This window comes from Arthrobacter sp. ok362 (assembly GCF_900102785.1).
Taxonomy (GTDB): domain Bacteria; phylum Actinomycetota; class Actinomycetes; order Actinomycetales; family Micrococcaceae; genus Arthrobacter.
Map to the genome: position 1 here is coordinate 53,919 of NZ_FNGC01000013.1, position 23,980 is coordinate 77,898.

Genomic DNA, 23,980 nt, shown 5'->3' on the forward strand with positions numbered 1-23,980 from the left:
TGGGATGGGCGCGGAGTGAGCCCGCGTTGCTGCTTTAAGCACGACGGCGGCCTGCCGCCGTCGAACTTTTTTGGGTCTTAGAGTCCGGATCCCCTGCCGCCCTATACCTTTGCCCCGGCGAGGAGTTCTTCAAGCTGTTCGTAGGCTTCGGTCATGCCGCCCTCCATCCCGGACTGCGCCATGCCGTCGCGCGCCTCCATGCTGGGGTAGACCGCGCGGGCACTGAGCCGCGACCGGCCACCGCCGAGGTCTTCGAAGGTCAGGAACTCAATGCTCACCACATCGGGGTAGCCGTCGAATTCGAAGGTCTGGATGGCGAAGTCGTTCTCGCGGACGGTGTGGAAGACGCCGCTGAAAACATACGCGCTGCCGTCCGGCCCGGTGTGGGTGTAGCGGTAGCCGCCGCCGGTCCTGAAGTCGTAGTGGCTAATGCTCATGGCCATCCGCCGCGGCCCGAGCCACTGGGCGACGAGCTCCGGGTCCTTGTGCGCCCGGAAGACCTCGGAGACGGGAAAATCGAATTCGCGCTCGAAGTCGATGAAGGGCAGCCCCTCGGGAACAGTCAGATTCAATGCGTTGCTCATGATGCGTCCTTTGCCTGTGTGCCGCCGCGGGCGGCGCGGTTTTCAAGCACGGCGTCAAGGCTGCGGAATTGCCCCTCGCGGACCAGCCGGTACTGGTCGATCCAGGCGGTGAGCGCTTCCAGCCGTGCGGGGTTCAGGTGCACGGGCCGGCGCTGGGCGTCACGGGTGCGCGTGACAAGCTGCGCCTGCTCGAGGACCTGGATGTGTTTCGAGACCGCCTGCTTGGTGATCGCGAAGGGCTCCGCCAGTTCATTGACGGTCGCCGGACCCCGGCTGAGCCGGGCAATGATGCGGCGGCGGACTGGATCGGCGAGGGCCAGGAAGGCCGCGTCGAGCTCGCCGTCGTCGCGTGCTTCCACTCGGTGTCCCACCTCCTCGTCCCAGGGTCTTCGCCTAACTCGGGTCTCTGCCAATCGAAATAGCAATCAACTAATTCGTTGATCAACCCCTAGGTTGTTAACGCTACGCCGGACCCGCAGCCCGCGCAAGACCCCAACCAGTTGAAAAACGTTGCGCCCGTTCGTGAGAGTTTGTTGGCATGTCAGGACAAACTGCCGAAGGAGGTGCGAGTGCCTCTCGTGCGAATCGACGTCAATCAGGGCCGGAGTCCGGAACAGCTCCGCGGGCTCAGCCGGGGAATCCATGCTGCGATCATGGACTGGTCGTTCGGCTTTGGGCGGGCCCAGTACGTCACCGGCGAACTTGGGGTCCCCGGCAGGTAGCCGCAGGCACGCCAAGCCGCAACAACACCCGCGCGACGGAGCCAGTTCGGCCCTCCGTGTCATGTTGTAAATATGTCAGTACAAACCTTTGACAGTACATGGATTCTAGGGCAAAGTAGTGGTTGTGGCCCGGCTCACGCCGGCCCCTAAGCGCCGAAGCTCAGGCTGCGTAGAGGTACCGAGTTCACACCAGAAAGGTCCAAGATCACCGTGACCCACGAACTGCTCACGATCGGGCGAATCAGTGTTGATATCTACCCGAACGACATCGGGGTGGATCTGGAGGATGTCACGTCCTTCGGAAAGTACCTTGGCGGATCCCCGTCCAACGTCGCCGTCGCCGCTGCCCGCCACGGCCGGCGCACCGCCGTCATCACCCGCACCGGCGACGACGCCTTCGGCAAATACCTGCACCGCGAACTGCACAAGTTCAACGTGGACGACTCCTTCGTCACCGCCGTCAAGGAATGGCCCACCGCGGTCACGTTCTGCGCGATCAAGCCTCCGGACGACTTCCCGCTCTACTTCTACGGACGCTTCCCCACGGCACCGGACCTGCAGATCAAGGCCGAGGAGCTGGATCTGGACGCCATCAGGGACGCCGGAATCTTCTGGTCCACCGTCACCGGCCTCTGCCAGGAGCCCAGCCGCACCGCCCACCTCACGGCCCACGAGACGCGGCCCCGCACCGGGCTGAAGCCCGGCCAGTTCACCATCCTGGACCTCGATTACCGGCCGATGTTCTGGGCCTCCGAGGAAGAAGCGCGGGAGCAGATCGCCAAGATCCTGCCGCACGTCACCGTCGCGATCGGCAACGACAAGGAATGCGCCGTCGCCGTCGGCGAGGGCACTCCGGACGAACAGGCGGACCGGCTGCTCGCGGCCGGCGTCGAAATCGCCGTCGTGAAGCTGGGCCCGGAAGGGGTCATGGCCAAGACCCGCACCGAGCGCGTGGTCTCCGCCCCGGTGCCGGTGGAAACCGTCAACGGCCTCGGCGCCGGCGACTCCTTCGGCGGGGCCTTCTGCCACGGGCTCCTCTCCGGCTGGCCGCTGGCCCAGGTCCTCGACTTCGCCAACGCCGCCGGCGCCCTCGTCGCCTCCCGCCTGTCCTGCGCCGACGCGATGCCGACCCCCCAGGAAGTCACGGGTCTGCTCGCCGAACGCGGCCGCCTGGTACCGGGTACCTACGCCACCGAAGGAGCAGCACTGTGAGCATCAAGCCAGCCGCCGCCACCCTTGCGGTGAGCGATGATCCCCGCCGGTACGAGCACCTGAGCATCATCCGGCTCGAAGACCCGGAAGCGATTGCCCGCGCCGCCAAGGCACGCCGGCGCCACCCCGGCGTCAGGGCCCGCAGGCAGAACTTCATCGTCGCCGCCGACCACCCGGCCCGCGGGTCGCTGGCAGTCGGCAGCGACCCCGTGGCCATGGCAGACCGCCGCCAGCTCCTGGACCGCCTGCAGATTGCCCTGGCCAACCCGGACGTCGACGGGGTTCTGGCCTCGCCGGACATCATGGACGATCTGCTCCTGCTCGGCGCGCTCGAAGGCAAGCTGCTCTTCGGCTCGATGAACCGCGGCGGGCTCTCCGGACTGGTGAACGAATTCGATGACCGCTTTACCGGGCACACCGCGGCCGCGCTCAAGGCCCTGGGCGCTGACGGCGGCAAGATGCTCACCCGCATCTGCCTCGGTGACCCGGACACGGTGGCCACCCTGGAAGCGACGGCGAGGGCCATCGACTCCCTTGCCGAACGCAAGCTGATCGCCATGGTGGAACCGTTCCTCTCCGTCCGCGAAAACGGAAAGGTCCGCAACGACCTCTCCACCAACGCCGTCATCAAGTCAGTCGCCATCGCCGAGGGCCTCGGCGCGAACAGCGCCTACACCTGGATGAAGCTCCCCGTGGTGGCCGAGATGGAACGCGTCATGGCGTCCACCACGATGCCCACCGTGCTCCTCGGCGGCGACCCGGAGGGCAGCCAGGACGACGTGTTCTCCAGCTGGCAGGCTGCCCTCGCCTTGCCCGGCGTCCAGGGTCTCACCGTCGGCCGGACCCTGCTTTACCCGCACGACGGCGACGTTGCTGGCGCCGTGGCAACCGCTGCCTCGCTGCTGCACCACACCGGATCCGGCCGCACCGAATCAGGCCACACCGAATCCACCCACACCGAACCCACCAGCGCCGAAGAAGTATCGGAGTAACTTCCCATGGGAATCAGCACTGCACGAGGAACACGCAGAATGACAGTCGCCCAGGCCGTCGTCGAATACCTGTCCAAGCAGTACACTGTCGATTCGGTCGGCGGCCAGGACTTCCGGGAACGCCTGATTCCAGGCATGTTCGGCATCTTTGGCCACGGCAACGTTGCCGGCGTCGGCCAGGCCCTCAAGCAGTACCAGCAGCTCGATCCGACCATCATGCCGTACTACCAGGGCCGCAACGAACAGGCCCAGTCCCACCAGGCCGTCGGCTTCGCCCGCCACACCCGTCGCCGCCAGACCTTCGCGATCAGCACCTCGATCGGACCGGGCTCCTCGAACCTGCTCACCGGCGCGGCGCTGGCCACCACCAACCGGCTCCCGGTCCTGCTGCTGCCCAGTGACACGTTCGCCACCCGCGCCGCCGACCCCGTGCTGCAGCAGCTCGAACAGCCCTACGCCTACGACATCACCGTCAACGACGCCTTCCGGCCGCTGTCGAAGTTCTTCGACCGCGTCTCCCGGCCCGAGCAGCTGTTTTCCGCGTTCCACCACGGCCTGCGCGTTCTCACCGACCCGGCCGAGACCGGCGCGGTCACGATCTCGCTGCCCCAGGATGTCCAGGCCGAGGCCTTTGACGTGCCCGAGGAGTTCCTTGCCGAGCGTGAATGGCGGATCCGCCGCCCGGACGCCGATGACGAGGACATCCGCCGCGCTGCCGAAGCGATCCGCGCCGCGAAGCGCCCGCTGATCATCGCCGGCGGCGGCGTCCTCTACGCCTACGCCAACGAGGAACTCGCGAAGTTCGTCGAACTGACCGGCATCCCGGTGGGCAACACCCAGGCCGGCGTCGGCGTGCTGCCCTGGGACCACCAGTTCTCCCTCGGCGCCATCGGGTCCACCGGCACGACGGCGGCGAACGCCATCGCCGCCGAGGCGGACCTGATCATCGGCATCGGCACCCGCTACGAGGACTTCACCACCGCGTCCCGGACGGCGTTCCAGAACCCGGACGTGAAGTTCATCAACATCAACGTCGCCGCGATCGATGCCTACAAGCACGGCACCTCGCTGCCGATCGTGGCGGACGCCCGCAAGGCCCTGGTCAAGCTGAACCAGGCCCTCGGCGGCTACCGGGTGGGCGCAGACCTCGAGCAGCAGATCGCCGCGGAGAAGACCCGCTGGGACGCCACCGTGGACGGGGCCTTCGACACCCGCTTCACCCCATTGCCGGCGCAGAACGAGATCATCGGCGCCACGAGCCGCGCCATGGACGCCCAGGACGTCGTCGTCTGCGCCGCCGGTTCGCTCCCCGGGGACCTGCACAAGATGTGGCGCGTGAGGGACCCGTTCGGCTACCACGTCGAATACGCCTACTCCTGCATGGGCTACGAAATCCCGGGCGGCCTCGGCGTCAAGCGCGCAACCCTCGCAGAAGCCGCCACGGGCGGCACGCAGCGCGACGTCGTCGTGATGGTGGGGGACGGCTCCTACCTGATGATGCACACCGAGCTGGTCACCGCCGTCGCCGAACGGATCAAGCTGATCGTGATCCTGATCCAGAACCACGGTTACGCCTCAATCGGCTCGCTCTCCGAGTCCCTGGGCTCGCAGCGGTTCGGCACCCAGTACCGGGCGCTGGACGAGGAGCACCACAGCTTCGACGACGGCGACCGGCTGCCGGTGGACCTGGCCCTGAACGCCGAAAGCCTCGGCGTGAAGGTCATCCGGATCGAACCGGGGGAGAAGGTCATCGCCGAGCTCGAACAGGCCATCCGCGACGCCAAGGCCGCGCCCGAAAACGGCGGACCGATCGTCATCCACGTGGAATCCGACCCGCTGCTGGACGCGCCCAGCTCCGAATCATGGTGGGACGTTCCGGTCTCCCAGGTCTCCGAGCTCGACTCCACGAAACAGGCCTTCCAGACCTACACCGACCACAAGAACCGCCAGCGCAAGCTGCTGGGCTGATCCCCCTTCGAACTTCAACCACTCAAGGAAGAGCCCCATGACTACCACCACTGACCAGAACACCACTGACCAGAGCACCAAGACCATCCACCACTTCATCAACGGCGCCGAAACCGCAGGCGCGGGCACCCGGACCCAGCCCGTCTACAACCCCGCCACCGGCGCCGTCACCGCGGAGCTGCGGCTGGCCAACCGGGCAGACCTGGACGCGACCGTCGCCGCCGCCCGCGCCGCCGCCGATTCCTGGGGCGACATCTCCCTGGCCAAGCGCACCGCCGTGCTGTTCAAGTTCCGCGAACTCGTGGCCTCCCACGTGGACGAACTCGCCGAACTGATCACGGCCGAGCACGGCAAGGTCCTCTCCGACGCCAAGGGCGAGATCGGCCGCGGCCTGGAGGTCATCGAGTTCGCCTGCGGCATCCCGACCCTGCTCAAGGGCGACTACTCGGACCAGGTCTCCACCGGGATCGACGTCTTCTCCTTCCGGGAGCCGCTCGGCGTCGTCGCCGGCATCACCCCGTTCAACTTCCCGGTCATGGTGCCGCTGTGGATGGCCCCGATGGCGATCGCCGCCGGCAACGCCTTCATCCTCAAGCCCTCCGAACGCGACCCCTCCGCCTCCATGCTGCTCGCCAAGCTGTGGAAGGACGCGGGTCTGCCCGACGGCGTCTTCCAGGTCCTGCACGGCGACAAGGAAACGGTCGAGGGCCTGCTGACCCACCCGGACGTGGACGGCATCTCCTTCGTCGGCTCCACCCCGATCGCCCGGTATGTCCACGAGACCGCCACCGCCCACGGCAAGCGGGTCCAGGCTCTGGGCGGCGCGAAGAACCACGCGATCATCCTGCCCGACGCCGACCTCGACAACGCCGCCGACCACCTCGCCGCCGCCGCGTTCGGTTCCGCCGGCGAACGCTGCATGGCCATCTCCGTCGCCGTCGCCGTCGGTGATGCCGCCGACCTGCTGGTCAAGAAGGTCGAAGAGCGCGCCCTCGCAGTCAAGGTCAACAACGGCACCGCCCCCGGCGCCGAAATGGGACCCGTCATCACCCCGGCCTCCAAGGAACGCATCGTGCGGATCGTCACCGAAGCCGAAACCGCCGGCGCCGCCATGGTGGTGGACGGCCGCGACCTCGTGGTCCCCGGCCACGAAGACGGCTTCTGGGTCGGCCCCACCGTCCTGGACCACGTCAAGACCGAAATGACCGCCTACACCGAGGAAATCTTCGGGCCCGTCCTCGTCGTGGTCCGCGTGGCGGACCTCGACGCCAGCATCGCCCTGATCAACGCCAACCCCTACGGCAACGGCACCGCCATCTTCACCTCCTCCGGCGCCAGCGCCCGCAAGTTCCAGCGCTCCGTCACCGTGGGGATGATCGGCATCAACGTCCCGCTGCCCGTGCCCGTGGCCTACCACTCCTTCGGCGGCTGGAAGGCCTCGCTGTTCGGCGACAAGCACATCTACGGCCCGGAAGGCGTCTCCTTCTACACCCGCGGCAAGGTCGTCACCTCCCGCTGGCCCGAACCCACCCACGCCTCCGGCGCCTCCTACAACTTCCCCTCCAACTAACTGCGCAACTGACGCCTCGACCAACCACGATCGACTGCTCCGTAACCGCCGTTTTGAGTGTCCAAAACGGCACTTGCGGAGCAATCGATGAGAAGGAATCGAAATGACTGAGAACAAGCTGATCATTGGCACCGCGCCGGACTCCTGGGGCGTCTGGTTCCCGGATGACCCCAAGCAGACCCCATGGGAACGCTTCCTGGACGAGGTCGCCGAATCCGGCTACAAGTGGATCGAGCTGGGCCCCTACGGCTACCTTCCCACCGATCCGGAACGCCTCGCCGAAGAGCTCAAACAACGCGACTTGAAGATCTCGGCCGGCACTGTGTTCACCGCCTTCCACCGCGGCCTGGACCAGTGGGACACCGCGTGGGAACCGGCCCGCAAGGTCGCCGAACTCACCGCCGCGATGGGCGGGGAACACATGGTGGTCATCCCGGCGATGTGGCGCGACGACGTCACCGGGGAGGCGGTGGAAAGCGGCACACTCAGCGAAAAGGCCTGGGACGACCTCTTCGCCGGCCACAGCCGCCTGGGCAAGACGCTGCTGGAGGATTTCGGCCTGAAGCAGCAGTTCCACTCGCACGCAGATTCCCACGTCGGCGCGCAGGAGGACATCGAGACCCTGCTCGCCGCCACGGACGCCAAGTACCTCAACCTCTGCCTGGACACCGGCCATGCCGAATACTGTGGGGCCTCCAGCCTTGAGCTGATCAAGAACTACCCGGACCGGATCGGCTATTTGCACCTGAAGCAGATCAACCCGGAGATCCTCAAAAGGGTCAACGCGGAAAACATGACCTGGGCTGCCGCCAACCTGGCCGGCGTCATGACCGAACCGCCGAACGGCCTGCCGGACCTGCGCGCCGTCATCGAAGCCGTGGAGGCGCTGAACCGGCCGATCTTTGGCATTGTGGAACAGGACATGTACCCCGTGCCCTTCGACGTCCCGATGCCGATCGCCAAGCGCACCCGCAACTACCTGCTTTCCTGCGGCTCCCGCACCGCCGTCAACTAAAACTCGAAGGAACCCACCATGACAAAGATCCTCCGCGTGGCCGTCATCGGCGCCGGCCGTATGGGCGCAGACCACATCCAGCGGCTCAACACCCGCATCCACGGCGCGGAAGTCGCCGCCGTCGTCGACGTCGACCTCACCCGTGCACAGGCAGCCATCGAGGGCATCCCGGGCGCCATTGCCCTGGCCGACGCCGAGGAAGCCCTCAACAACGGCGACGTCAACGCCGTGCTGATCGCCACGCCCGGCTTCCTGCACGAGGACATCCTGCTCAAGGCGATCGCCAAGGACATCCCGATCCTGTGCGAGAAGCCGCTCACCCCGGATGCCGGGTCCTCCTGGAAGATTGTCGAGGCCGAGCAGAAGCTGGGCCGCAAGCGCATCCAGGTCGGCTTCATGCGCCGCTTCGACGCCGAATACGCCGCCCTTGGCAAGATCATCCGCGACTCCGAACTCGGCGAGCTGCTCATGCTGCACCACCAGCACCGGAACCCCACCACCCCGGCGGGGTTCACCAACGAGATGCTGATCAACGACTCCGTGGTGCACGAATTCGACGCCATCCGCTACTTCACCGGCGAGGAAATCACGTCCGTCCAGGTCCGCCTCGGCAAGGCCACACGCAACGCGCCGGCCGGGCAGCACGACCCGCAGCACGTGCTGATCGAGACCGCATCCGGCGTCCTGGCCGACGTCGAGATCTACGTCAACGCGAAGTTCGGCTACGAGGTGGCCACCCAGGCCTCCTTCGAGGACGGCATCGTCAGCATCGGCGCGGACACAGGCCCGTACACCCGCAGCAACGGCCGCTGGGGCGGCGAGGTCACCCCCGGCTTCGAGGAGCGCTTCGGGGCAGCGTACGACGCCGAAATCCAGTCCTGGGTGGACGCCGCCCTGCGTGATGAGATCGGCGGCCCCACCGCCTGGGACGGCTACGCCACGGCCGCGTGCTGCGAGGCCGGCGTCGAGGCGCAGAAGAACGGCGAAAAGGTCGCCGTGAAGCTCAACGCCAAGCCCGCCCTTTACCGTTAGGAGCCCTGCCGGCCGGCGCCCTCTCTTACCAAGAACGTGGCGCCGGCCGGCCGCACGTCCGCCAGATCCACCATGGAGTGTTCAACGTGAAAATCGCCCTTGACCCCACGCCGTTCCACCACAGCCACGGACTTCTCGAGTTCCCGCGCGTGGTGGCCGACCTCGGCTACAAGTACATGCAGATGACCCCGCACGCCGATTTCATCCCGTTCTTCAACCATCCGAAGGCCGACGACGAGCTGGTGGGCCAGCTGAAGGCGGCCTGCAAGGACGCGGGAATCGAAATCGCGTCGGTGCTGCCCGTGCTGCGCTGGTCGGGGCCGGACGAGGACGCCCGCGAGGCCGCCGTCCGCTACTGGAAGCGCGCCATCCAGATCGCGGTGGACCTCGGCGTGAGCACCATGAACACCGAGTTCAGCGGCCGGCCGGAGAGAGCCGAGGAATCCGAGCGGGCCTTCTACCGCTCCATGGAGGAACTGCTCCCCATCATCGAGCGGGAGGGGATCGACCTGCTGATCGATCCGCACCCGGACGACTTCGTCGAGGAGGGCCTGGCCGCGATCCGGGTGATCCGCGGGCTGAACTCGAAGAATGTGGGCCTGGTCTACGTGGCCTCGCACAGCTTCCACATGAAAAACGCACCGCTGGAGATCATGCGGGCCGCCGGCGACAAGCTGCGCCTGGTCCACGTCGCCGACACGATGGACCACCACGCCTCACACGGGCTGCGCTACATCACCAACCCTCCCGGCAACCCCGTCCGGGTGCACCAGCACCTGAAAATCGGCGACGGCGACGTCAACTGGGACGAGTTCTTCTCAGGCCTGCAGGAGATCGGCTTCCTGGACCGTGAAGACACGGTGATGGTGTCCAGCGTCTTCGCCGAGGATGACAACGCCGCTGAAGTCTCCCGATACCAGCTGGAGACCATGACGCAGCGCGTCGAGAAGGCGAGCCTATGACGGCGTCCGCCAAGACGGCGCCCGGCAGAACGGCGACAAACTGTTCATCTTCGTCGGGCTCCAGGTGGCAGCCATCGTCTGGGTGAAGCGCGTGGTTCCGGAGACCAAGGGCAAGAGCCTGGAGGACCTGGAACACTTCTTCAACCCCGCACGCACAAAGCCCCGCCCACGGTTTTTGTCCCCGGGCGGGGCTTTGTGCTTTGTCGCGCGAGGCGGTTGTCGTGCTAGACCCCGGCGTGCAGGCGGGGGAGGGCGTCGACCAGCGGTGCCAGTTCCGGCACCTCCTGGGCCTCGGCCAGTGCCCGCTCCAGCGTGGAGTCGTGGACCGGCCTGCTCTGCTCGAGCAGCGTGATGCCGCTGGGTGTGAGCTCGGTGTAGATCCCGCGGCGGTCATCCGCGCACAGGATCCGGGTCAGCAGCCCGCGGTCCTCGAGCCGGTTGACCAGGCGCGTGGTGGCGCTCGCGCTCAACGCCGTGGCACGGGCCAGCTGCTGCATCCGCATGTGCCAGCCGTCCTGCCGGCTCAGCGCGTCCAGCACGGTGTACTCCACCACGGAGAGCTGCGCCTCGGCCTGCAGGGAACGCTCCAGTTCAGCCTCGATCAGCCCGTGCAGGGCCGCCAGGGTCCGCCAGCCTTGCGCCCGGACCTCGACGGCGTCGTCCTTGATGCCCATCTGGTGAATCCCTTCAGCTCGCGTGCCCGGCGGGGGTGTTGCCGGGCACATCAAATAATAGTTGCTTGCGCGCTGTATCTGCTTGTGCAACAATTTCTAACTAGAACCATAAATAACGCGTCTGCAACTACTAGCTTACGCGCCATACCTCTTCCCGTACAGCTTGTAAGGAGCACCTCCATGCCTGTTGGCCTGATAGCCCTCGCCCTCGGCGGGTTCGGCATCGGACTCACCGAGTTCGTCATCATGGGCCTGCTGCCGCAAGTGGCCGCAGACTTCCACGTCACCGAGGCCACCGCTGGCTGGCTCATCTCCGGCTACGCGCTCGCCGTCGTGGTCGGGGCGCTCGGCCTTACTGCCGCCGTCACGCGATTCGAACGCAAGCCCGTGCTGGCCGTGCTGATGGTGCTGTTCATCGCGGGCAACCTCGTCTCGGCGCTCGCGCCCGACTATTCGATGATGATGGCCGGCCGCATCATTGCCGCGCTCTCGCACGGCGCGTTCTTCGGTATCGGCGCCGTGGTGGCCGCCAGCATGGTGGCGCCCAACAAGAAGGCCGGCGCGATTGCGATCATGTTCACCGGCCTGACGGCAGCGAATGTGCTCGGTGTCCCCTTCGGCACCATGCTGGGCCAGGCGGCGGGCTGGCGCTCCACGTTCTGGGCGATCACGGTCATTGGCGTCCTCGCCCTAATCGGCATCCTCGCCCTGGTGCCGAAGACCGGTTCGGGAGAGACAGCCCAAGGCGGTCTCCGAACCGAGCTCCGTGCCTTCCGGTCCGGACAGGTCTGGCTCTCCATCCTCGTCACCATCCTCGGCTACGGCGGCATGTTCGGCGCATTCACCTACATTGCCTTCACCCTCACCGAGGTCACCGGTTTCTCCCCCACCACCGTCCCGTGGCTGCTCATTCTCTTCGGCGTCGGGCTCTTCATCGGCAACACCGTGGGCGGCAAAGCGGCCGACAAGAATGTGGACCGCACCCTGCTGGTAGTGCTCGCCATCCTGGTGTTGGTGCTCGTGGTCTTCTCCCTGACCGCCGGCAGCCAGCCGGTGACCATCGCCTCCATGGTGCTGCTGGGCGGCTTCGGCTTCGCCACGGTTCCGGGGCTGCAGATGCGCGTCATGAAGTACGCCAGCAGCGCTCCCACGCTGGCCTCGGGCGCAAACATCGGCGCTTTCAACGTCGGGAATGCCCTGGGCGCCTGGATGGGCGGCGTCACCATCACCGCAGGCCTCGGCTACACCTCGCCAATCTGGGCAGGTGCCGGGATCACCCTGCTGGGCCTGGCGGTGATGGCGTTCGCGGCAGCCGCTGCCAGGAAGCACGACGCCGGCCGGCCGGCCGACGTCGACAGCCCCGAGACCGAGCTCCAGCCGGCCTAGCGGCCCGGCCGTAGCCGGCCCATTGGACCTGCGGCAGCCGGCCTAGCGGCCGAACGGCAGCCGCGGGTCCAGGTCCTGGCCCTCCCAGGTCTGGCGGATCCAGCCGTGGTGCGGGTCATCGCTGATCAGCCAGTCGCGGACCGGGCCGGGGCCAGCCATGACGTTGAGGTAATACATGTCGTAGCCGGGGGCGGCCATGGCGGGCCCGTGCCAGCCGTACGGCACCAGCACGACGTCGCCGGTCCGGACCTCGGCCGCAACGTCGATGGGCCGTTCGTCGGAGGCGTAGACGCGCTGGTAGCCGAGGGCGTCGTCGGCGCCCGGGCGCTGGGGTGCTCCGGGCGTCACTCGGGTTTCGAAGTAGTAGATCTCCTCGAGGCTGGTTTCGCCGTCCTTTTCCTCGTCGTGCTTGTGCGGGGGATAGGAGGACCAGTTTCCGGCCGGGGTGAGGACCTCGCAGACGATGAAACGGTCCGCCTCCAGCGCGGCGGGGGTACCGAAATTGTGGACCTGGCGGGAGCAGTTGCCCGCTCCACGCAGTTCCACCGGCGTCTCGGCGGCGGTGATGAGGCGGGTTGGGTAGGAGGCTTTGGCCGGGGCGGTGGCCACCGCCACCCGTCCGCCGTCGGCCGAGGTGATGGCCACCGCCTTGCCGGCTCCGGTGTAGAGCACATCGCTGGGGCCGCTGAAGACGCTGTCCCGGCCGGCCAGGGGATAGTCCTGCCCGTCCACGGTCGCCACGAAGGGGCCGTTGAGCGGGATCACGATGCGTTCCTCCGCCGCGGCGTCCAGTCCGACGGCGCCGCCGGCCGCCAGCGTTGCGACCTTCAGCCCGGTATGTGCCCAGCCGTCCACCTCCAGTCCCGAATCCGACGTCCCGATGGATATGTCCCACTTGCCTTCGGCGGCGGTGCCGAGCGGATAGACCCAGTTGGCCATGGAAGCTGCCCTTTCGTTGTCGCGCCGGAGGTAGGCGCGTATGTGTGCGGGGTTGGAGCCGGTGGCGTTCGCTGTTGGGCGCCTATCTCTGAACTCTTATTGTTGGGCGCTTATCTCTGAACCAGTGTCATTTCAAAGCTGTAGGAATCCGCCCGGTAGACGTGGTGGCCGGTTTCCACCATGCGCCCGGTGTCGTCCACGGCGGTCCGCTCCATGGTGACAAGGGCGGAGCCGGGCGTGGTCTCGAGCAGCGGCGCCTGGTAGTCGTTGGCGATCATGGCGCCGATCCGCTGCGAGGCGAGGCGGAAGTTCACGCCGCCGTTGCGCAGGATGGCGTAGAGGCCCTGCGAACCCAGGCCTGCCTCGTCGATGGCGGTGATGTCGTCCCGCACCCAGTTCTCCATCAGGGCCAGCGGCTTGCCGCCCACTTTCCGGAGCCTGGTGAAGTGGTACACCTTGGCGCCGGCCGGAAGCTGCAAAGCCGTCCGGATCGCAGTGTCCGCCTCCTCGTGCGAGAAGCTCAGCACGTCGGTGGTGGGCTTGCTGCCGTTGTTGCTCAGGTCGTCGTAGAGGCTGGAGAGTTCCAGCGGGCGGCGCACCTGGCTGGAGACCACCTGGGTGCCGACGCCGCGCTTGCGGACCAGGAGGCCGGAGCGGACGAGCTCATCCATGGCCTTGCGCATGGTGGGCCGGGAAAGGTTGAGCTGGGCGGCCAGGTCGATCTCGTTTTCCAGCCGGCTGCCGGGCTCCAGCAGTCCCGTGTGTATCGCGGCCTCGATGCCCTGCACCACCTGGTGGTACAGGGGCACCGGAGAAGAGCGGTCTATCCGCAGATTTAGTTGATTCGCCACTGGGCGTGCTCCCTTGTGCTCCGCGGCGGCCGTAGTACCGGCCTGTCCGGGTATGTCAGGCGTATGTTCGCTTGATAGGACATACTGCCTTTTTCTGATAGTAGCAGGGCTGCCACGGGCAGCCAAGGGCTGCTCTGCGGAGCCGTGGGAGTAAGGGCTGGGCGGGCACATTCCGAATGATTAGGTCCGCGAATATGGTGAAACCTCCGCGGAGCCTTACGTCAAAACATCCTTATGTCAGGACAAACTCTTGACAACCGTGATTCGAGTCACCATGATCGGTTGTAGATGGCTCACGGACCGACGCGATGAAGCGGCGGCGTGGCCCGGAATCAAAGGAGATTAATCGTGACCAAGTTCTCGTGGCGGAAGGCGACCCTCGTGGCGGCCGTTGTACCCATGCTGGCCCTGAGCGCGTGTTCCAGTACCGGCGGCAAGCCCGCAGACGCAGGCAATGCGGCCGGCGGGGGACAGGCAGCCAGCACCCCGCGCATCAAGGTCGCCCTCATCACTCACGCCGCGGCAGGTGACACCTTCTGGGACATTGTTCGCAAGGGCGCTGAGGAGGCATCGGCGAAGGACAACGTCGAACTCCTCTACACGTCCGATCCAGAAGCCGGGCGCCAGGCCCAGCTCATCCAGCAGGCTATCGACCAGAAGGTCGACGGCATCGCGGTGACGCTCGCCAAGCCCGAAGCCCTCAAAGACGTCCTGAAGAAGGCCTCCGACGCCGGCATCCCGATTGTGAGCCTCAACGCCGGCGAGGATGTCTCGGCGCAGATGGGGGCGTTCACCCACTTCGGCTCGAACGAGAAGCTCGCCGGTGAGGCCGTCGGCACCCGGCTCGCGGCGGAGAACTTCAAGCACCCGATCTGCGTGATTCAGGAACAAGGCCATGTCGGACTTGAAGCACGTTGCGCCGGCGTCAAGGCGAAGGTGCCTGGAACGGAGATCCTTTACGTCGACGGCAAGGACATGACCGCGGTCCAGTCCACTGCGACAGCCAAGCTCCAGGCTTCCAAGGACGCCGACGTCATCATCGGCCTGGGCGCCCCCTTCACACTCACTCTCCTCAAGTCGGTCACGGACGCCGGCAGCTCTGCCAAGGTCGCAAGTTTCGACCTCAACGCGGATCTTGCCCAGAAGATTGTGGATGGTGCGGTTCTGTTCACCGTGGACCAGCAGCCGTGGCTGCAGGGTTACAGCGCCGTCGACGCCATCTGGCAGAACAAACGCGGCGGCTTCAAGATCGGCGGCGGTCAGTCGGTCCTCACCGGCCCGAGCATCGTCGATAAGTCAAATGCGGCCGATGTCCTGAAGTTCGCCCAGCAGGGTATCCGCTAACAGTCCGCTGGCCGGGCCGGCCCAGGCCGGCCCGGCAGCAAGGAGAATTATCATGACCATCACCCAGACAAAGACAACGTCGGCGGCGGCCGATGAGCGTGTCGGCAAGCGCAGTCCGTTCCAGAAGCTGCTTGGCCGGCCCGAGATTGGTGCCCTGGTGGGTGCGATCGTCCTGTTCGTCTTCTTTGCGTTGGTTTCCCCGACGTTTACCCAGCCGAATGCCTTCGCGACAGTGCTATACGGTTCCTCCACGATCGGGATCATGGCGGTAGGGGTGTCCTTGCTGATGATCGGCGGTGAGTTCGACCTCTCGGCCGGTGTCGCCGTTATCAGCTCGGCCCTGACGGCGTCGCTGTTCAGCTGGTACTTCACCACGAACGTCTGGGTCGGCGTCGGCCTGGCCCTGGTGGTGTCACTGAGCATCGGGTTCATCAACGGCTGGATCCTGATGAAGACCAAGCTGCCCAGCTTCATCGTGACCCTGGCGACGTTCCTGATGCTGACGGGTCTGAACCTGGGCCTGACCCGGCTGATCGGCGGCGGTGTGTCGTCCCCGTCGATTTCGAATATGGACGGCTTCAAGTCTGCGCAGGCGGTGTTCGCCTCCTCGGTGAACATCGGCGGCGTCGAGGTCAAGATCACCGTGTTCATCTGGTTCGCGCTTGTCGCGGTGGCCACCTGGGTGCTGATGCGGACCCGGGTGGGGAACTGGATCTTCGCCGTCGGCGGGGACGCTAACGCGGCCCGCGCCGTGGGTGTGCCGGTCAAAGCCACGAAGATCGGCCTGTTCATGGCCGTCGGGTTCTGCGCCTGGATCCTGGGCATGCACAACCTCTTCGCCTTCGACGCCGTGCAGTCCGGTGAGGGCGTGGGCAACGAGTTCCTCTACATCATCGCCGCAGTGATCGGCGGCTGCCTCCTGACCGGCGGTTACGGCTCGGCGATCGGCGGCGCGATCGGAGCGTTCATCTTCGGCATGGCCAACAAGGGCATCGTCTATGCCCAATGGAACCCGGACTGGTTCAAGTTCTTCCTGGGCCTGATGCTGCTGCTGGCCACCATCGTCAACCTCATCGTCAAGCGCCGCGCGGAACTTAAGTAAAAGGGGCCGGAGAAATGAATGCCAACGAGATCAACCAGCAAACGCTGCTCCAGAACGAAACAGACCCCCTGACGCACACCGCGGTACACCTGCTCTCCATGGAGGGCATCGGCAAGCACTACGGCAACATCATCGCCCTGAGCGATGTCACGATGGCTGTGGACAACGGCCGCGTCACGTGCGTGCTGGGCGATAACGGCGCGGGCAAGTCCACGCTGATCAAGATCATCGCCGGCCTGCACCAGCACGACGCCGGTGCGCTGAAGGTGATGGGGGAGGAACGGAAATTCAGCTCGCCCCGCGATGCCCTGGCTGTGGGCATCGCCACCGTCTACCAGGACCTCGCCGTGGTGCCGCTGATGCCGATCTGGCGGAACTTCTTCCTCGGCTCGGAGCTCACCAGCGGCTTCGGCCCGTTCAAGAGCATGGACGTCGAGAAGATGAAGGACATCACGCTCAAGGAACTCGCCGCGATGGGCATCGACCTGCGCGACGTGGATCAGCCTATCGGCCAGCTATCCGGCGGTGAACGCCAGTGCGTCGCGATCGCCCGGGCCGTGTACTTCGGCGCCAAGGTCCTGATCCTGGACGAGCCCACCGCGGCCCTGGGCGTGAAGCAGTCCGGCGTGGTCCTGCGCTACATCCTGCAGGCCCGCGACCGCGGCCTCGGGGTCATCTTCATCACCCACAACCCGCACCACGCCTTCCCCGTCGGGGACCGGTTCCTGCTGCTCAAACGCGGCAAGTCGATCGGCTACTACGACAAAAAGGACATCACCCTCGACGAGCTCACCGCCCAAATGGCCGGCGGCGCCGAACTCGCCGAACTCGCCCACGAACTCGAACAACTCGGCGGCCACAGCGACGTGGTCAAGGAAGTCCAGGGCGAAGTCGCCGACGTGTCCCAGACCACCGGCAAGACCTACGAGTAACTTCCGTCCCAATTCCTGAAAGGACAAGCCTTTGGCTTACCTCAACCGCAACGCCTCCGGCGTCGCCCTGCCCGTGCGGATCGGGCTCATCGGCTCGGGCTGGATGGGCGCCTTCCACGCCGAGAGCATCGCCCGCCGAGTCCCCGGTGCCGTCCTTGCCGCCATCGCGGATCCCAACCTTGAATCCGCCGAGGCGCTGGCCGGCGCCCTGGGCACCACGAAGGTGACCGCCGACGCCGCCGACCTCCTGGCCGACCCGGAGATTGACGGCGTCGTCATCGCCAGCCCGGCGCGCTTCCACTCCGCCCTGATCGGCCAGGCCGCAGCCGCCGGAAAGCACGTCTTCTGCGAGAAGCCCGCCGGCCTGGGACTCGAGGAGCTCGACACCGCCCTGGCCGCCGTCGAAGCCGCCGGGGTGCACTTCCAGATCGGCTTCAACCGCCGGTACGCCGCGGACTTCCAGGCAGCCAAGAAGGACCTCGCCGCCGGAATCGCGGGGGAGCCGCAACTGCTGCGTTCGCTGACCCGGGACCCCGGCACCGGAAGCATCGGCCACGCCGCAAGGATCCCGGCGTGGACCATCTTCCTCGAGACCCTGATCCACGACTTCGACACCCTGAACTGGTTCAACGAAGGCGCCGAACCCGTGGAGGTCTACGCCGTCGCGGACGCGCTGGTGGAACCGGGGCTGCGGGATCAGGGCTTCCTGGACACCGCCGTCGTGACCATCCGCTACAGCAACGGCGCGATCGCCGTCGCCGAGGCAAACTTCAGCGCACTGTACGGCTACGACATCCGCGGGGAGGTCTTCGGTTCCAAGGGCATGGTCCAGGCCGGCCGCTCCACCGAAACCGCCGCCCGCCGGTTCACCGCCGAGGGGATGTCCGCCGACACCCCACGGCTGAACGTCGAGCTCTTCCGGCAGGCCTACACGGATGAGCTCGTGGACTTCGCCGACGCCGTGCGCGCTCGGCGCGACGGCCGTAGTGACGATACAGTGCCGGCGCCGAAGCCGTTCACTCTCACTCCGGGAGCCCTTGACGCCCGGCGGGCGCTGGCCATGGCGCTGGCCTGCATCGAGTCCGTCAAGCAGGGCACGCCGGTGGCCGTCAACGAGAGGGCGGTCCTCTGATGCGGCTCGCCGTTTGCGCTGAGATGGTCTTCACGGACCTGCCGTTCACGGAGCGGGTACGCCGGCTCCACGAGGCCGGTTTCGACGTCGAACTCTGGGACTCGCGGTCCAAAGACATCGGTGCGCTCAAGGCCACCGGGGCGGTGTTTTCATCCATGACCGGATACACCTCCGGCAGCCTCGTGGATCCGGACACGGCGGACGACGTGGTGCGGACCGCCGAGTCGCTGATCCCTACCGCCCTGGAGCTTGGCGTCAGCCGACTGGTGGTTCACCCGGCGGAACTCGTCGACGGCCACGCGGCCCGGCCGGTCTACCGCTCCAGCGGCCACATGTGGGCCACCGGCGCCCGGACGCTGGAACGGCTCGGGCAGCTCGGTGAGAAGCACGGGGTGACGTTCTGCCTCGAGAACCTCAACACCATCCTGGACCACCCCGGCATCCCGCTGGCCCGGGCCAAGGACACCCTGGCGCTCGTGCAGGCCGCCGGGCATCCGAACGCCAGGCTCATGCTGGATCTGTACCACGCGCAAATGGGGGAGGGGAACCTGGTCGAGCTTGTCCGGAGCGCCCTGCCGTACCTCGGTGAAATCCAGGTGGCGGACGTTCCAGGCCGCTGTGAACCCGGAACCGGGGAAATCAACTACGCGGCCGTCGCCAGGGCGCTGGCGGACGCAGGCTACGAAGGGACCGTGGGCATGGAAGCGTGGGCCAGTGCCGACAGTTATGCGGCCCTGGAGGCCTTCCGTTCAGCGTTCACCGTGGCCGCCAAGGCAGCCGCATGAGGGACGTTGTTCTCGGACTCGTCGGGGTCGGGCGGATCGGCGTCATGCACGCCAACAACATCGCAGCCCTCAACGAGGTCCTGAATCCGCAGGACATCAACGTCCGGCTCCGGCTCACGGACGTCGTCGAAGAGCATGCCCGGGCGGTGGCTTCCGGTCTCGGCGCCGAATTCCTGCCGTCGGTGCAGGCTCTGCTTGGCTCCGGGCTCGACGGCCTCGTCATCGCCACCGGAACCGGAACCCACCCCGAGCTCATCAAGGCGGGGGTGGACGCCGGGGTCCCGGTCTTTTGCGAGAAGCCCGTGGCCCTGAACGTGGCCGATGCCATGCTGGTGCTCGACTACATCCGGGACCGGCAAGGCGTGGTGCAGATCGGGCATCAGCGCCGGTTCGACGCCGGCTACCTGGAAGCCCGCCGCGCCTACCAGGCCGGCGAGCTGGGCTGGATCCATTCCCTGCGCGCAGTCACCTGCGACATGACGCCGCCGCCGGTCGAGTTCCTTGCTGGCTCAGGCGGGTTGTTCCGGGACTGCTCGGTCCACGATTTCGACATCCTGCGCTGGCTCACGGGCCGGGAAATCGTCGAGGTGTACGCCAAGGGCTCCAACAACGGGGATCCGGCTATTGGCGAGGCCGGCGATGTGGACACGGCCCTCGCGCTGGTGACGTTCGACGACGGCACCGTGGGAACGGTTTCCGCCACCCGCTACAACGGGGCCGGCCACGACGTCCGGCTGGAAATCCAGGGCTCCCGGAGTTCGCTGATGGTTGGTCTGGACGACAAGTCGGCGCTGGCCACGGCCGAAGCCGGGATCACGTTCCCGGCCGGGGAACCGCACCTGACGTTTGCCGAGCGGTTCGAGAAGGCGTACCGGTCCGAGATGACCGCCTTCGTCGAACTGATCCTTGGCCGCCGGGAGAACCCCTGCACTCCGGAAGATGCCGTGGCGGCGTCCCGGGTGGCCGATGCCGCCCAGGAGTCGCTGGCCACCGGCGTCCCGGTCCGCGTGGCACTGAGCATCGCCAGGTGAGCGTCGCCCGGTCCGCGTGGCCCTGAGCGTCGCGAGGTGAGCGTCGCCGGCTGACCGCAGCCTCGGCGAGACCACCAGTTTCGGATCGAATGCAGATGACGGAAACCCCGGGGCCAGGGCCCCGGGGTTTCCGTCATCTGCTCTCAGGGCCGGGTACGGCACACCTCCACGAAGGCCCGGAACGGCGCGAGCCGCTCGCCGGCGGGAAGTTCCACGGCTTCGGGGTGCCACTGGACCGAGGCCACCCAGCGCTCCGGATCCTCCAGCGCCTCGACGGTCCCGTCCTCGGCCACGGCTGTCACCTGCAGCCCTCCGGCCACCCGGGCCACGGCCTGATGGTGGCCGGAGGCGATCTTCACGCTCACGGCAGCGGATTCGCCGCCATACAGCGAGGCCACCTTGGAACCTGCCTGCACCGCCACCTCGTGCCAGGCCCACGAACCGGTGCCGTGCGCCGCTGGCTTGCGGTGCGCCACCGTCCCCGGCCGCATGTCCTGGATGAGGGTCCCGCCGTAGAGCACGTTGAGCAGCTGATGCCCGCGGCAGATGCCGAGTACCGGCAGCCCGGCGTCGATGGACTGCCGCGCGACCGCCAGGTCCAGTTGGTCCTGTTCCCGGTTCACGTCGTAGCAGACCGCGCTTTCTTCCTCGCCGTAAAGGCCGGGGTCGAGGTCGCCGCCGCCGGGAAGCACGACGCCGTCAAGGGACGTCAGCGCCGCCGCAAGAGCGGCGTCGTCCGGCCCCGCCGCGGTCAGCAGCACCGGTTCGCCGCCGCCCTCACCCAACAACTCCACGATGTGCTCGAACAATGCGTTGGCTTTTGCCACGCGCGGGTCGGGATCGGACGAGCTCGTGAGGCGGACGGGAACGCCGATGCGCGGCCGGTGGCCAAGGGAGCTGCGGGAAGTCTGCATGCCCCATTCTGCAACACAACCGGGGCACTAGGATTGCCAGATGAACGCCCGCTATCTCGTGTCCCGCAGCCGGTACATCGCCGCCGCCCCGGAAGCCGTCTTCGACGTGCTCGCCACGCCCGCCCTTCACAGCGTGATCGACGGCTCGGACACTGTGAAGGGCGCCCAACCGCGCGGGCCCCGCCGGCTGTACCTCGGCGCCAGGTTCGGCATGGAAATGAACATGCGGGTGAACTACAAGATCCTCAATAGGGTCTGCGAGTTCGACGAAGGCCGCCGGATCGCGTGGCGGCACTTCTACGGTCACGTGTGGCGCTACCTGCTCGAACCATCCACTGGCCTTGACGGCACCGCCGGCACCCTGGTCACCGAACAATGGGACGCGCGGCGGGTCCGCGGCAAGAGCCTGCTCCGGCTGGCCGGCTACCTGCGCCGCCACCCGGCCAACCTGGAACAGACGCTGGCCAAGCTCGACGCCTACATGGCGGCGCACCCCGACTTGGGTAATGTGGATGGCAGCACGAGCCGCGAATGACGATGGGAACCGGGATGGGCCGCAGGACACTGGTCGACGATCTTGTCGACGGCCTGCTGACCGAGATTCTTGACGGAAAGCTCCAGCCCCACAGCGCGATTCCGCCGGAAGCCGACATCGCCAAGGCCTACGACGTCAGCAGGCTCACCGTGCGTGAAGCCCTCAAGGCGCTCCGCGCGCAAAACATCCTCTACGTGAAGGCCGGCAGGGGAACCTTCGTCAATCCCACGGACAACTGGACCGGCCTTGATGCGATCTTCAAGGCGGCCTCGCACGGCAATGGGGCCGAGCAGGTCTCGGTGGGGCTGATTGAGATGCGCCGCATGGTGGAGACCGGGGCTGCCGCGCTCGCCGCCAAACGCCATACCCCGGAGCAGGCCGAGCGCATGCGCGAGTGCATCAAGGACATGAAGCGCTTCCACGACTCCGGCGACCTAGACCGCTTCGTGGAGGCGGACATTGCCTTCCACGACGCCGTCTTGCGGGCCTCCGGCAATCCTTTTGTCCGTGCCCTGTTCGCCCAGCTGGGCCAGTTGCTGTACGTGACCCGGCGCGAAACGTCGGCCGTTGAGGTGATCCAGCGGCACGCCATCGATTACCACCAGCGGGTCATGGACAGCATCCTGAGCGGTGACGCCGAGCGCTCGCGGCAGGCGATGGACGAGCACATGGACCAGACCAATGCGGACTATGAACGCTATGTCCGGGGCGCCAAGTCCTGACGTCCACCCACTGGCTCTTGACGTAACGCCAATCACATTCTAGGATCTTGCCTAGTTCTTGAATCAGATGTCTGACATCTGACTCAACAAGATTCCTGCAGCACGCGCTTCCAGGCGGGCAGGATGACCTACCCCAAACCACCGACTTCCTCACCCGGCACAGCCGCAGGGCAGGAAAACACGTAAGAAGGTCGATGATGACTTCATTAGCCCCCAAGTCCTTCGGACTCGGCGAACTAGGCGACCGCACGCTGCGCAAAGTCCGCCGCCGCGTCATGCCCCTGATTGTCCTGCTCTACTTCGTTGCCTACCTGGACCGCAACAACGTCGGATTCGCCAAGCTCACCATGAGCGAGGACATCGGCCTGAACGGCGCTGCCTACGGCCTTGGCGCCGGCATCTTCTTCCTCGGTTACGCCCTCCTCGAGGTTCCCAGCAATGCGGGTATGTACCGCTTCGGAGCCCGGAAATGGCTGGCCCGAATCCTGATCACGTGGGGCATCTTCGCCACGGCCATGTGCCTGGTGAACGGTGAAAGCACCTACTACGTCGTCCGGTTCCTGCTTGGTGCCGCCGAGGCCGGCTTCTTCCCGGCGATCCTGTTCTACCTGACGCTGTGGTTCCCCGCCGCGCAGCGCGTAACCGTGCTGGGTATCTTCATCCTCGCCCAGCCCGTGTCCAATGCGCTCGGCGCCCCGGTCTCCGGGCTCCTGCTGCAGATGGACGGCGTCATGGGCCTCCAGGGCTGGCAGTGGCTCTACATCCTCGAAGGCATCCCGGCGATCGCCCTCGGACTCCTGACCCCCATCCTCATGACCGACCGCCCGCGGGACGCCAAATGGCTCGACGCCGACGAACGCAACTGGCTCACCGCCACCATGGACGCCGAACTGGCCGCCAAGTCCCAGTCGGGCAAGCACAACTTCGTGGCCGGGCTCAAGGACAAGCGCACCCTGGTCTACTCCGCCCTGTACTTCGGCCTGGTGTGCGGGATCTACGGCCTGGGCCTGTGGATGCCCACCATCGTCGCAGCCCTCGGCAACTTCTCCACGGCCGAGGTCGGCTTCATTGTCTTCATCCCCTATGCAGTGGCCGCAGTGTTCGTCTACTTCTGGAGCAAGCGTGCGGACCGGACCGGCAAGCGTGCCTGGCACTCCGCGGTCAGCATGGTGCTCGCTGGCGCGGGACTCCTGGCCGCCGGCTACCTGCTGCCGGTCAACCCAATCCTTGCGATGATCGGCCTGACGGTCTCGGCCATGGGGATCTACGGGGCCATCGCTCCATTCCTCTCGATGCCCTCCGCGGCCCTGACCGGCGCGGCCGCCGCTTCCGGGCTCGCCCTGGTGAACTCCCTCGGAAACCTCGGCGGCTTCATCTCCCCGTACGCCGTCGGCCTCCTCAAGGACGCCACCGGCAGCAACCAGAGCGGGCTGCTGTTCCTGTCCCTGTGCCTGTGCCTCACCGCCGTGGCCACCTACCTCTACGCCCGCCGGCGCCCCGAGGGCGACGCCGCCCTCGACCCCGCGGTCGCAGCGGCAGCCGCCGTCGACCCGGCCAAAGTACCCTGATCCCAAAC

General features: G+C 66.7%; 24 protein-coding genes. 18 read left to right on the forward strand and 6 right to left on the reverse strand.

Annotated features, from left to right (window positions below; genetic code table 11):
- Positions 1-101 precede the first annotated feature (101 nt).
- Positions 102-584 (reverse strand): SRPBCC family protein, encoded by a 483-nt coding sequence (locus BLQ10_RS16805; RefSeq protein WP_091564021.1) that lies wholly within the window; start codon positions 582-584, stop codon positions 102-104.
- Positions 581-943, reverse strand: a complete 363-nt coding sequence (locus BLQ10_RS16810) for an ArsR/SmtB family transcription factor (protein WP_091564023.1) — start codon at positions 941-943, stop codon at positions 581-583. The genes BLQ10_RS16805 and BLQ10_RS16810 overlap by 4 nt, the downstream gene beginning before the upstream one ends.
- Positions 944-1,153: 210 nt before the next feature.
- Here BLQ10_RS16810 and BLQ10_RS16815 point away from each other — a divergent pair, with 210 nt between their 5' ends.
- The 8 genes from BLQ10_RS16815 to BLQ10_RS16850 all read left to right on the forward strand — a co-directional run bounded on the left by BLQ10_RS16815 (position 1,154) and on the right by BLQ10_RS16850 (position 10,057).
- A complete protein-coding gene (locus tag BLQ10_RS16815; RefSeq protein WP_139164267.1) occupies positions 1,154-1,306 on the forward strand; it encodes a tautomerase family protein in 153 nt (50 codons plus the stop codon).
- Positions 1,307-1,516: 210 nt separating this feature from the next.
- Positions 1,517-2,518: a 5-dehydro-2-deoxygluconokinase gene (gene iolC / locus BLQ10_RS16820; protein WP_091564026.1), complete on the forward strand. Its 1,002-nt coding sequence runs from the start codon at positions 1,517-1,519 to the stop codon at positions 2,516-2,518.
- Entirely contained in the window at positions 2,515-3,510 is a 996-nt protein-coding gene (locus tag BLQ10_RS16825; protein WP_091564028.1) for a Cgl0159 family (beta/alpha)8-fold protein, read from the forward strand. Before iolC ends, BLQ10_RS16825 begins: the two co-directional genes overlap by 4 nt.
- Positions 3,511-3,549: 39 nt before the next feature.
- Positions 3,550-5,478: a 3D-(3,5/4)-trihydroxycyclohexane-1,2-dione acylhydrolase (decyclizing) gene (gene iolD, locus BLQ10_RS16830; protein ID WP_091564030.1), complete on the forward strand. Its 1,929-nt coding sequence runs from the start codon at positions 3,550-3,552 to the stop codon at positions 5,476-5,478.
- Positions 5,479-5,515: 37 nt separating this feature from the next.
- Positions 5,516-7,048: a CoA-acylating methylmalonate-semialdehyde dehydrogenase gene (locus BLQ10_RS16835; protein ID WP_091564032.1), complete on the forward strand. Its 1,533-nt coding sequence runs from the start codon at positions 5,516-5,518 to the stop codon at positions 7,046-7,048.
- A gap of 103 nt (positions 7,049-7,151) precedes the next feature.
- Positions 7,152-8,063, forward strand: a complete 912-nt coding sequence (locus BLQ10_RS16840) for a sugar phosphate isomerase/epimerase family protein (RefSeq protein WP_091564034.1) — start codon at positions 7,152-7,154, stop codon at positions 8,061-8,063.
- Between the two features lie 18 nt (positions 8,064-8,081).
- Entirely contained in the window at positions 8,082-9,095 is a 1,014-nt protein-coding gene (locus BLQ10_RS16845) for a Gfo/Idh/MocA family protein (RefSeq protein WP_091564036.1), read from the forward strand.
- A gap of 86 nt (positions 9,096-9,181) precedes the next feature.
- Positions 9,182-10,057, forward strand: coding sequence for a sugar phosphate isomerase/epimerase family protein (locus tag BLQ10_RS16850; RefSeq protein WP_091564038.1), 876 nt, complete (start codon positions 9,182-9,184; stop codon positions 10,055-10,057).
- Positions 10,058-10,281: 224 nt separating this feature from the next.
- Here the strand turns inward: BLQ10_RS16850 and BLQ10_RS16855 are convergent, their stop codons facing one another.
- A complete protein-coding gene (locus tag BLQ10_RS16855) occupies positions 10,282-10,731 on the reverse strand; it encodes a MarR family winged helix-turn-helix transcriptional regulator (RefSeq protein WP_091564040.1) in 450 nt (149 codons plus the stop codon).
- A gap of 180 nt (positions 10,732-10,911) precedes the next feature.
- Between BLQ10_RS16855 and BLQ10_RS16860 the strand changes: the two genes are divergently transcribed.
- A complete protein-coding gene (locus tag BLQ10_RS16860; protein WP_091564041.1) occupies positions 10,912-12,117 on the forward strand; it encodes an MFS transporter in 1,206 nt (401 codons plus the stop codon).
- Between the two features lie 42 nt (positions 12,118-12,159).
- Here BLQ10_RS16860 and iolB read toward each other — a convergent pair whose 3' ends face one another.
- Together iolB and BLQ10_RS16870 are read right to left on the reverse strand one after the other, a co-directional pair.
- A complete protein-coding gene (gene iolB / locus BLQ10_RS16865) occupies positions 12,160-13,056 on the reverse strand; it encodes a 5-deoxy-glucuronate isomerase (RefSeq protein WP_091564043.1) in 897 nt (298 codons plus the stop codon).
- Between the two features lie 110 nt (positions 13,057-13,166).
- Positions 13,167-13,907: a GntR family transcriptional regulator gene (locus BLQ10_RS16870; RefSeq protein ID WP_091564045.1), complete on the reverse strand. Its 741-nt coding sequence runs from the start codon at positions 13,905-13,907 to the stop codon at positions 13,167-13,169.
- Between the two features lie 348 nt (positions 13,908-14,255).
- On the opposite strand from BLQ10_RS16870, the gene BLQ10_RS16875 reads away from it, so the two are divergent.
- The 6 genes from BLQ10_RS16875 to BLQ10_RS16900 are packed head-to-tail and all read left to right on the forward strand — an operon-like array spanning position 14,256 to position 20,233.
- Positions 14,256-15,251: a substrate-binding domain-containing protein gene (locus BLQ10_RS16875; protein ID WP_091564047.1), complete on the forward strand. Its 996-nt coding sequence runs from the start codon at positions 14,256-14,258 to the stop codon at positions 15,249-15,251.
- A gap of 52 nt (positions 15,252-15,303) precedes the next feature.
- The gene (locus BLQ10_RS16880) at positions 15,304-16,353 is read left to right on the forward strand and encodes an ABC transporter permease (protein WP_091564049.1); all 1,050 of its coding nucleotides are present in this window, start codon (positions 15,304-15,306) and stop codon (positions 16,351-16,353) included.
- 14 nt (positions 16,354-16,367) lie between these two features.
- Positions 16,368-17,285, forward strand: a complete 918-nt coding sequence (locus BLQ10_RS16885; protein ID WP_091564050.1) for an ATP-binding cassette domain-containing protein — start codon at positions 16,368-16,370, stop codon at positions 17,283-17,285.
- Between the two features lie 31 nt (positions 17,286-17,316).
- A complete protein-coding gene (locus BLQ10_RS16890; RefSeq protein ID WP_091564052.1) occupies positions 17,317-18,417 on the forward strand; it encodes a Gfo/Idh/MocA family oxidoreductase in 1,101 nt (366 codons plus the stop codon).
- On the forward strand, positions 18,417-19,202 hold the full coding sequence (locus BLQ10_RS16895) for a TIM barrel protein (protein ID WP_091564054.1): 786 nt from the start codon (positions 18,417-18,419) through the stop codon (positions 19,200-19,202). Before BLQ10_RS16890 ends, BLQ10_RS16895 begins: the two co-directional genes overlap by 1 nt.
- Positions 19,199-20,233, forward strand: coding sequence for a Gfo/Idh/MocA family oxidoreductase (locus BLQ10_RS16900; protein ID WP_091564056.1), 1,035 nt, complete (start codon positions 19,199-19,201; stop codon positions 20,231-20,233). Before BLQ10_RS16895 ends, BLQ10_RS16900 begins: the two co-directional genes overlap by 4 nt.
- 143 nt (positions 20,234-20,376) lie before the next feature.
- On the opposite strand, the gene BLQ10_RS16905 is transcribed toward BLQ10_RS16900, so the two are convergent.
- Entirely contained in the window at positions 20,377-21,147 is a 771-nt protein-coding gene (locus tag BLQ10_RS16905) for a gamma-glutamyl-gamma-aminobutyrate hydrolase family protein (protein ID WP_091564057.1), read from the reverse strand.
- 40 nt (positions 21,148-21,187) lie between these two features.
- On the opposite strand from BLQ10_RS16905, the gene BLQ10_RS16910 reads away from it, so the two are divergent.
- From BLQ10_RS16910 to BLQ10_RS16920, 3 genes are all read left to right on the forward strand, one after another.
- Positions 21,188-21,682, forward strand: a complete 495-nt coding sequence (locus BLQ10_RS16910; protein WP_091564059.1) for an SRPBCC family protein — start codon at positions 21,188-21,190, stop codon at positions 21,680-21,682.
- 14 nt (positions 21,683-21,696) lie between these two features.
- Complete coding sequence (locus BLQ10_RS16915; RefSeq protein ID WP_091564118.1) at positions 21,697-22,404, forward strand: FadR/GntR family transcriptional regulator; 708 nt, start codon at positions 21,697-21,699, stop codon at positions 22,402-22,404.
- A gap of 197 nt (positions 22,405-22,601) precedes the next feature.
- The gene (locus BLQ10_RS16920) at positions 22,602-23,972 is read left to right on the forward strand and encodes an MFS transporter (RefSeq protein WP_091564120.1); all 1,371 of its coding nucleotides are present in this window, start codon (positions 22,602-22,604) and stop codon (positions 23,970-23,972) included.
- Positions 23,973-23,980 lie beyond the last annotated feature (8 nt).

Excerpts from the sequence above, each read along its gene's own strand:
- BLQ10_RS16805 (WP_091564021.1), bottom strand. The coding sequence starts at position 584 with ATGAGCAACGCATTGAATCTGACTGTTCCCGAGGGGCTGCCCTTCATC.
- iolD (WP_091564030.1), top strand. The coding sequence starts at position 3,550 with ATGACAGTCGCCCAGGCCGTCGTCGAATACCTGTCCAAGCAGTACACT.
- BLQ10_RS16835 (WP_091564032.1), top strand. The coding sequence starts at position 5,516 with ATGACTACCACCACTGACCAGAACACCACTGACCAGAGCACCAAGACC.
- BLQ10_RS16840 (WP_091564034.1), top strand. The coding sequence starts at position 7,152 with ATGACTGAGAACAAGCTGATCATTGGCACCGCGCCGGACTCCTGGGGC.
- BLQ10_RS16845 (WP_091564036.1), top strand. The coding sequence starts at position 8,082 with ATGACAAAGATCCTCCGCGTGGCCGTCATCGGCGCCGGCCGTATGGGC.
- BLQ10_RS16855 (WP_091564040.1), bottom strand. The coding sequence starts at position 10,731 with ATGGGCATCAAGGACGACGCCGTCGAGGTCCGGGCGCAAGGCTGGCGG.
- BLQ10_RS16860 (WP_091564041.1), top strand. The coding sequence starts at position 10,912 with ATGCCTGTTGGCCTGATAGCCCTCGCCCTCGGCGGGTTCGGCATCGGA.
- iolB (WP_091564043.1), bottom strand. The coding sequence starts at position 13,056 with ATGGCCAACTGGGTCTATCCGCTCGGCACCGCCGCCGAAGGCAAGTGG.
- BLQ10_RS16880 (WP_091564049.1), top strand. The coding sequence starts at position 15,304 with ATGACCATCACCCAGACAAAGACAACGTCGGCGGCGGCCGATGAGCGT.
- BLQ10_RS16885 (WP_091564050.1), top strand. The coding sequence starts at position 16,368 with ATGAATGCCAACGAGATCAACCAGCAAACGCTGCTCCAGAACGAAACA.
- BLQ10_RS16895 (WP_091564054.1), top strand. The coding sequence starts at position 18,417 with ATGCGGCTCGCCGTTTGCGCTGAGATGGTCTTCACGGACCTGCCGTTC.
- BLQ10_RS16900 (WP_091564056.1), top strand. The coding sequence starts at position 19,199 with ATGAGGGACGTTGTTCTCGGACTCGTCGGGGTCGGGCGGATCGGCGTC.
- BLQ10_RS16905 (WP_091564057.1), bottom strand. The coding sequence starts at position 21,147 with ATGCAGACTTCCCGCAGCTCCCTTGGCCACCGGCCGCGCATCGGCGTT.
- BLQ10_RS16910 (WP_091564059.1), top strand. The coding sequence starts at position 21,188 with ATGAACGCCCGCTATCTCGTGTCCCGCAGCCGGTACATCGCCGCCGCC.
- BLQ10_RS16915 (WP_091564118.1), top strand. The coding sequence starts at position 21,697 with ATGGGCCGCAGGACACTGGTCGACGATCTTGTCGACGGCCTGCTGACC.
- BLQ10_RS16920 (WP_091564120.1), top strand. The coding sequence starts at position 22,602 with ATGACTTCATTAGCCCCCAAGTCCTTCGGACTCGGCGAACTAGGCGAC.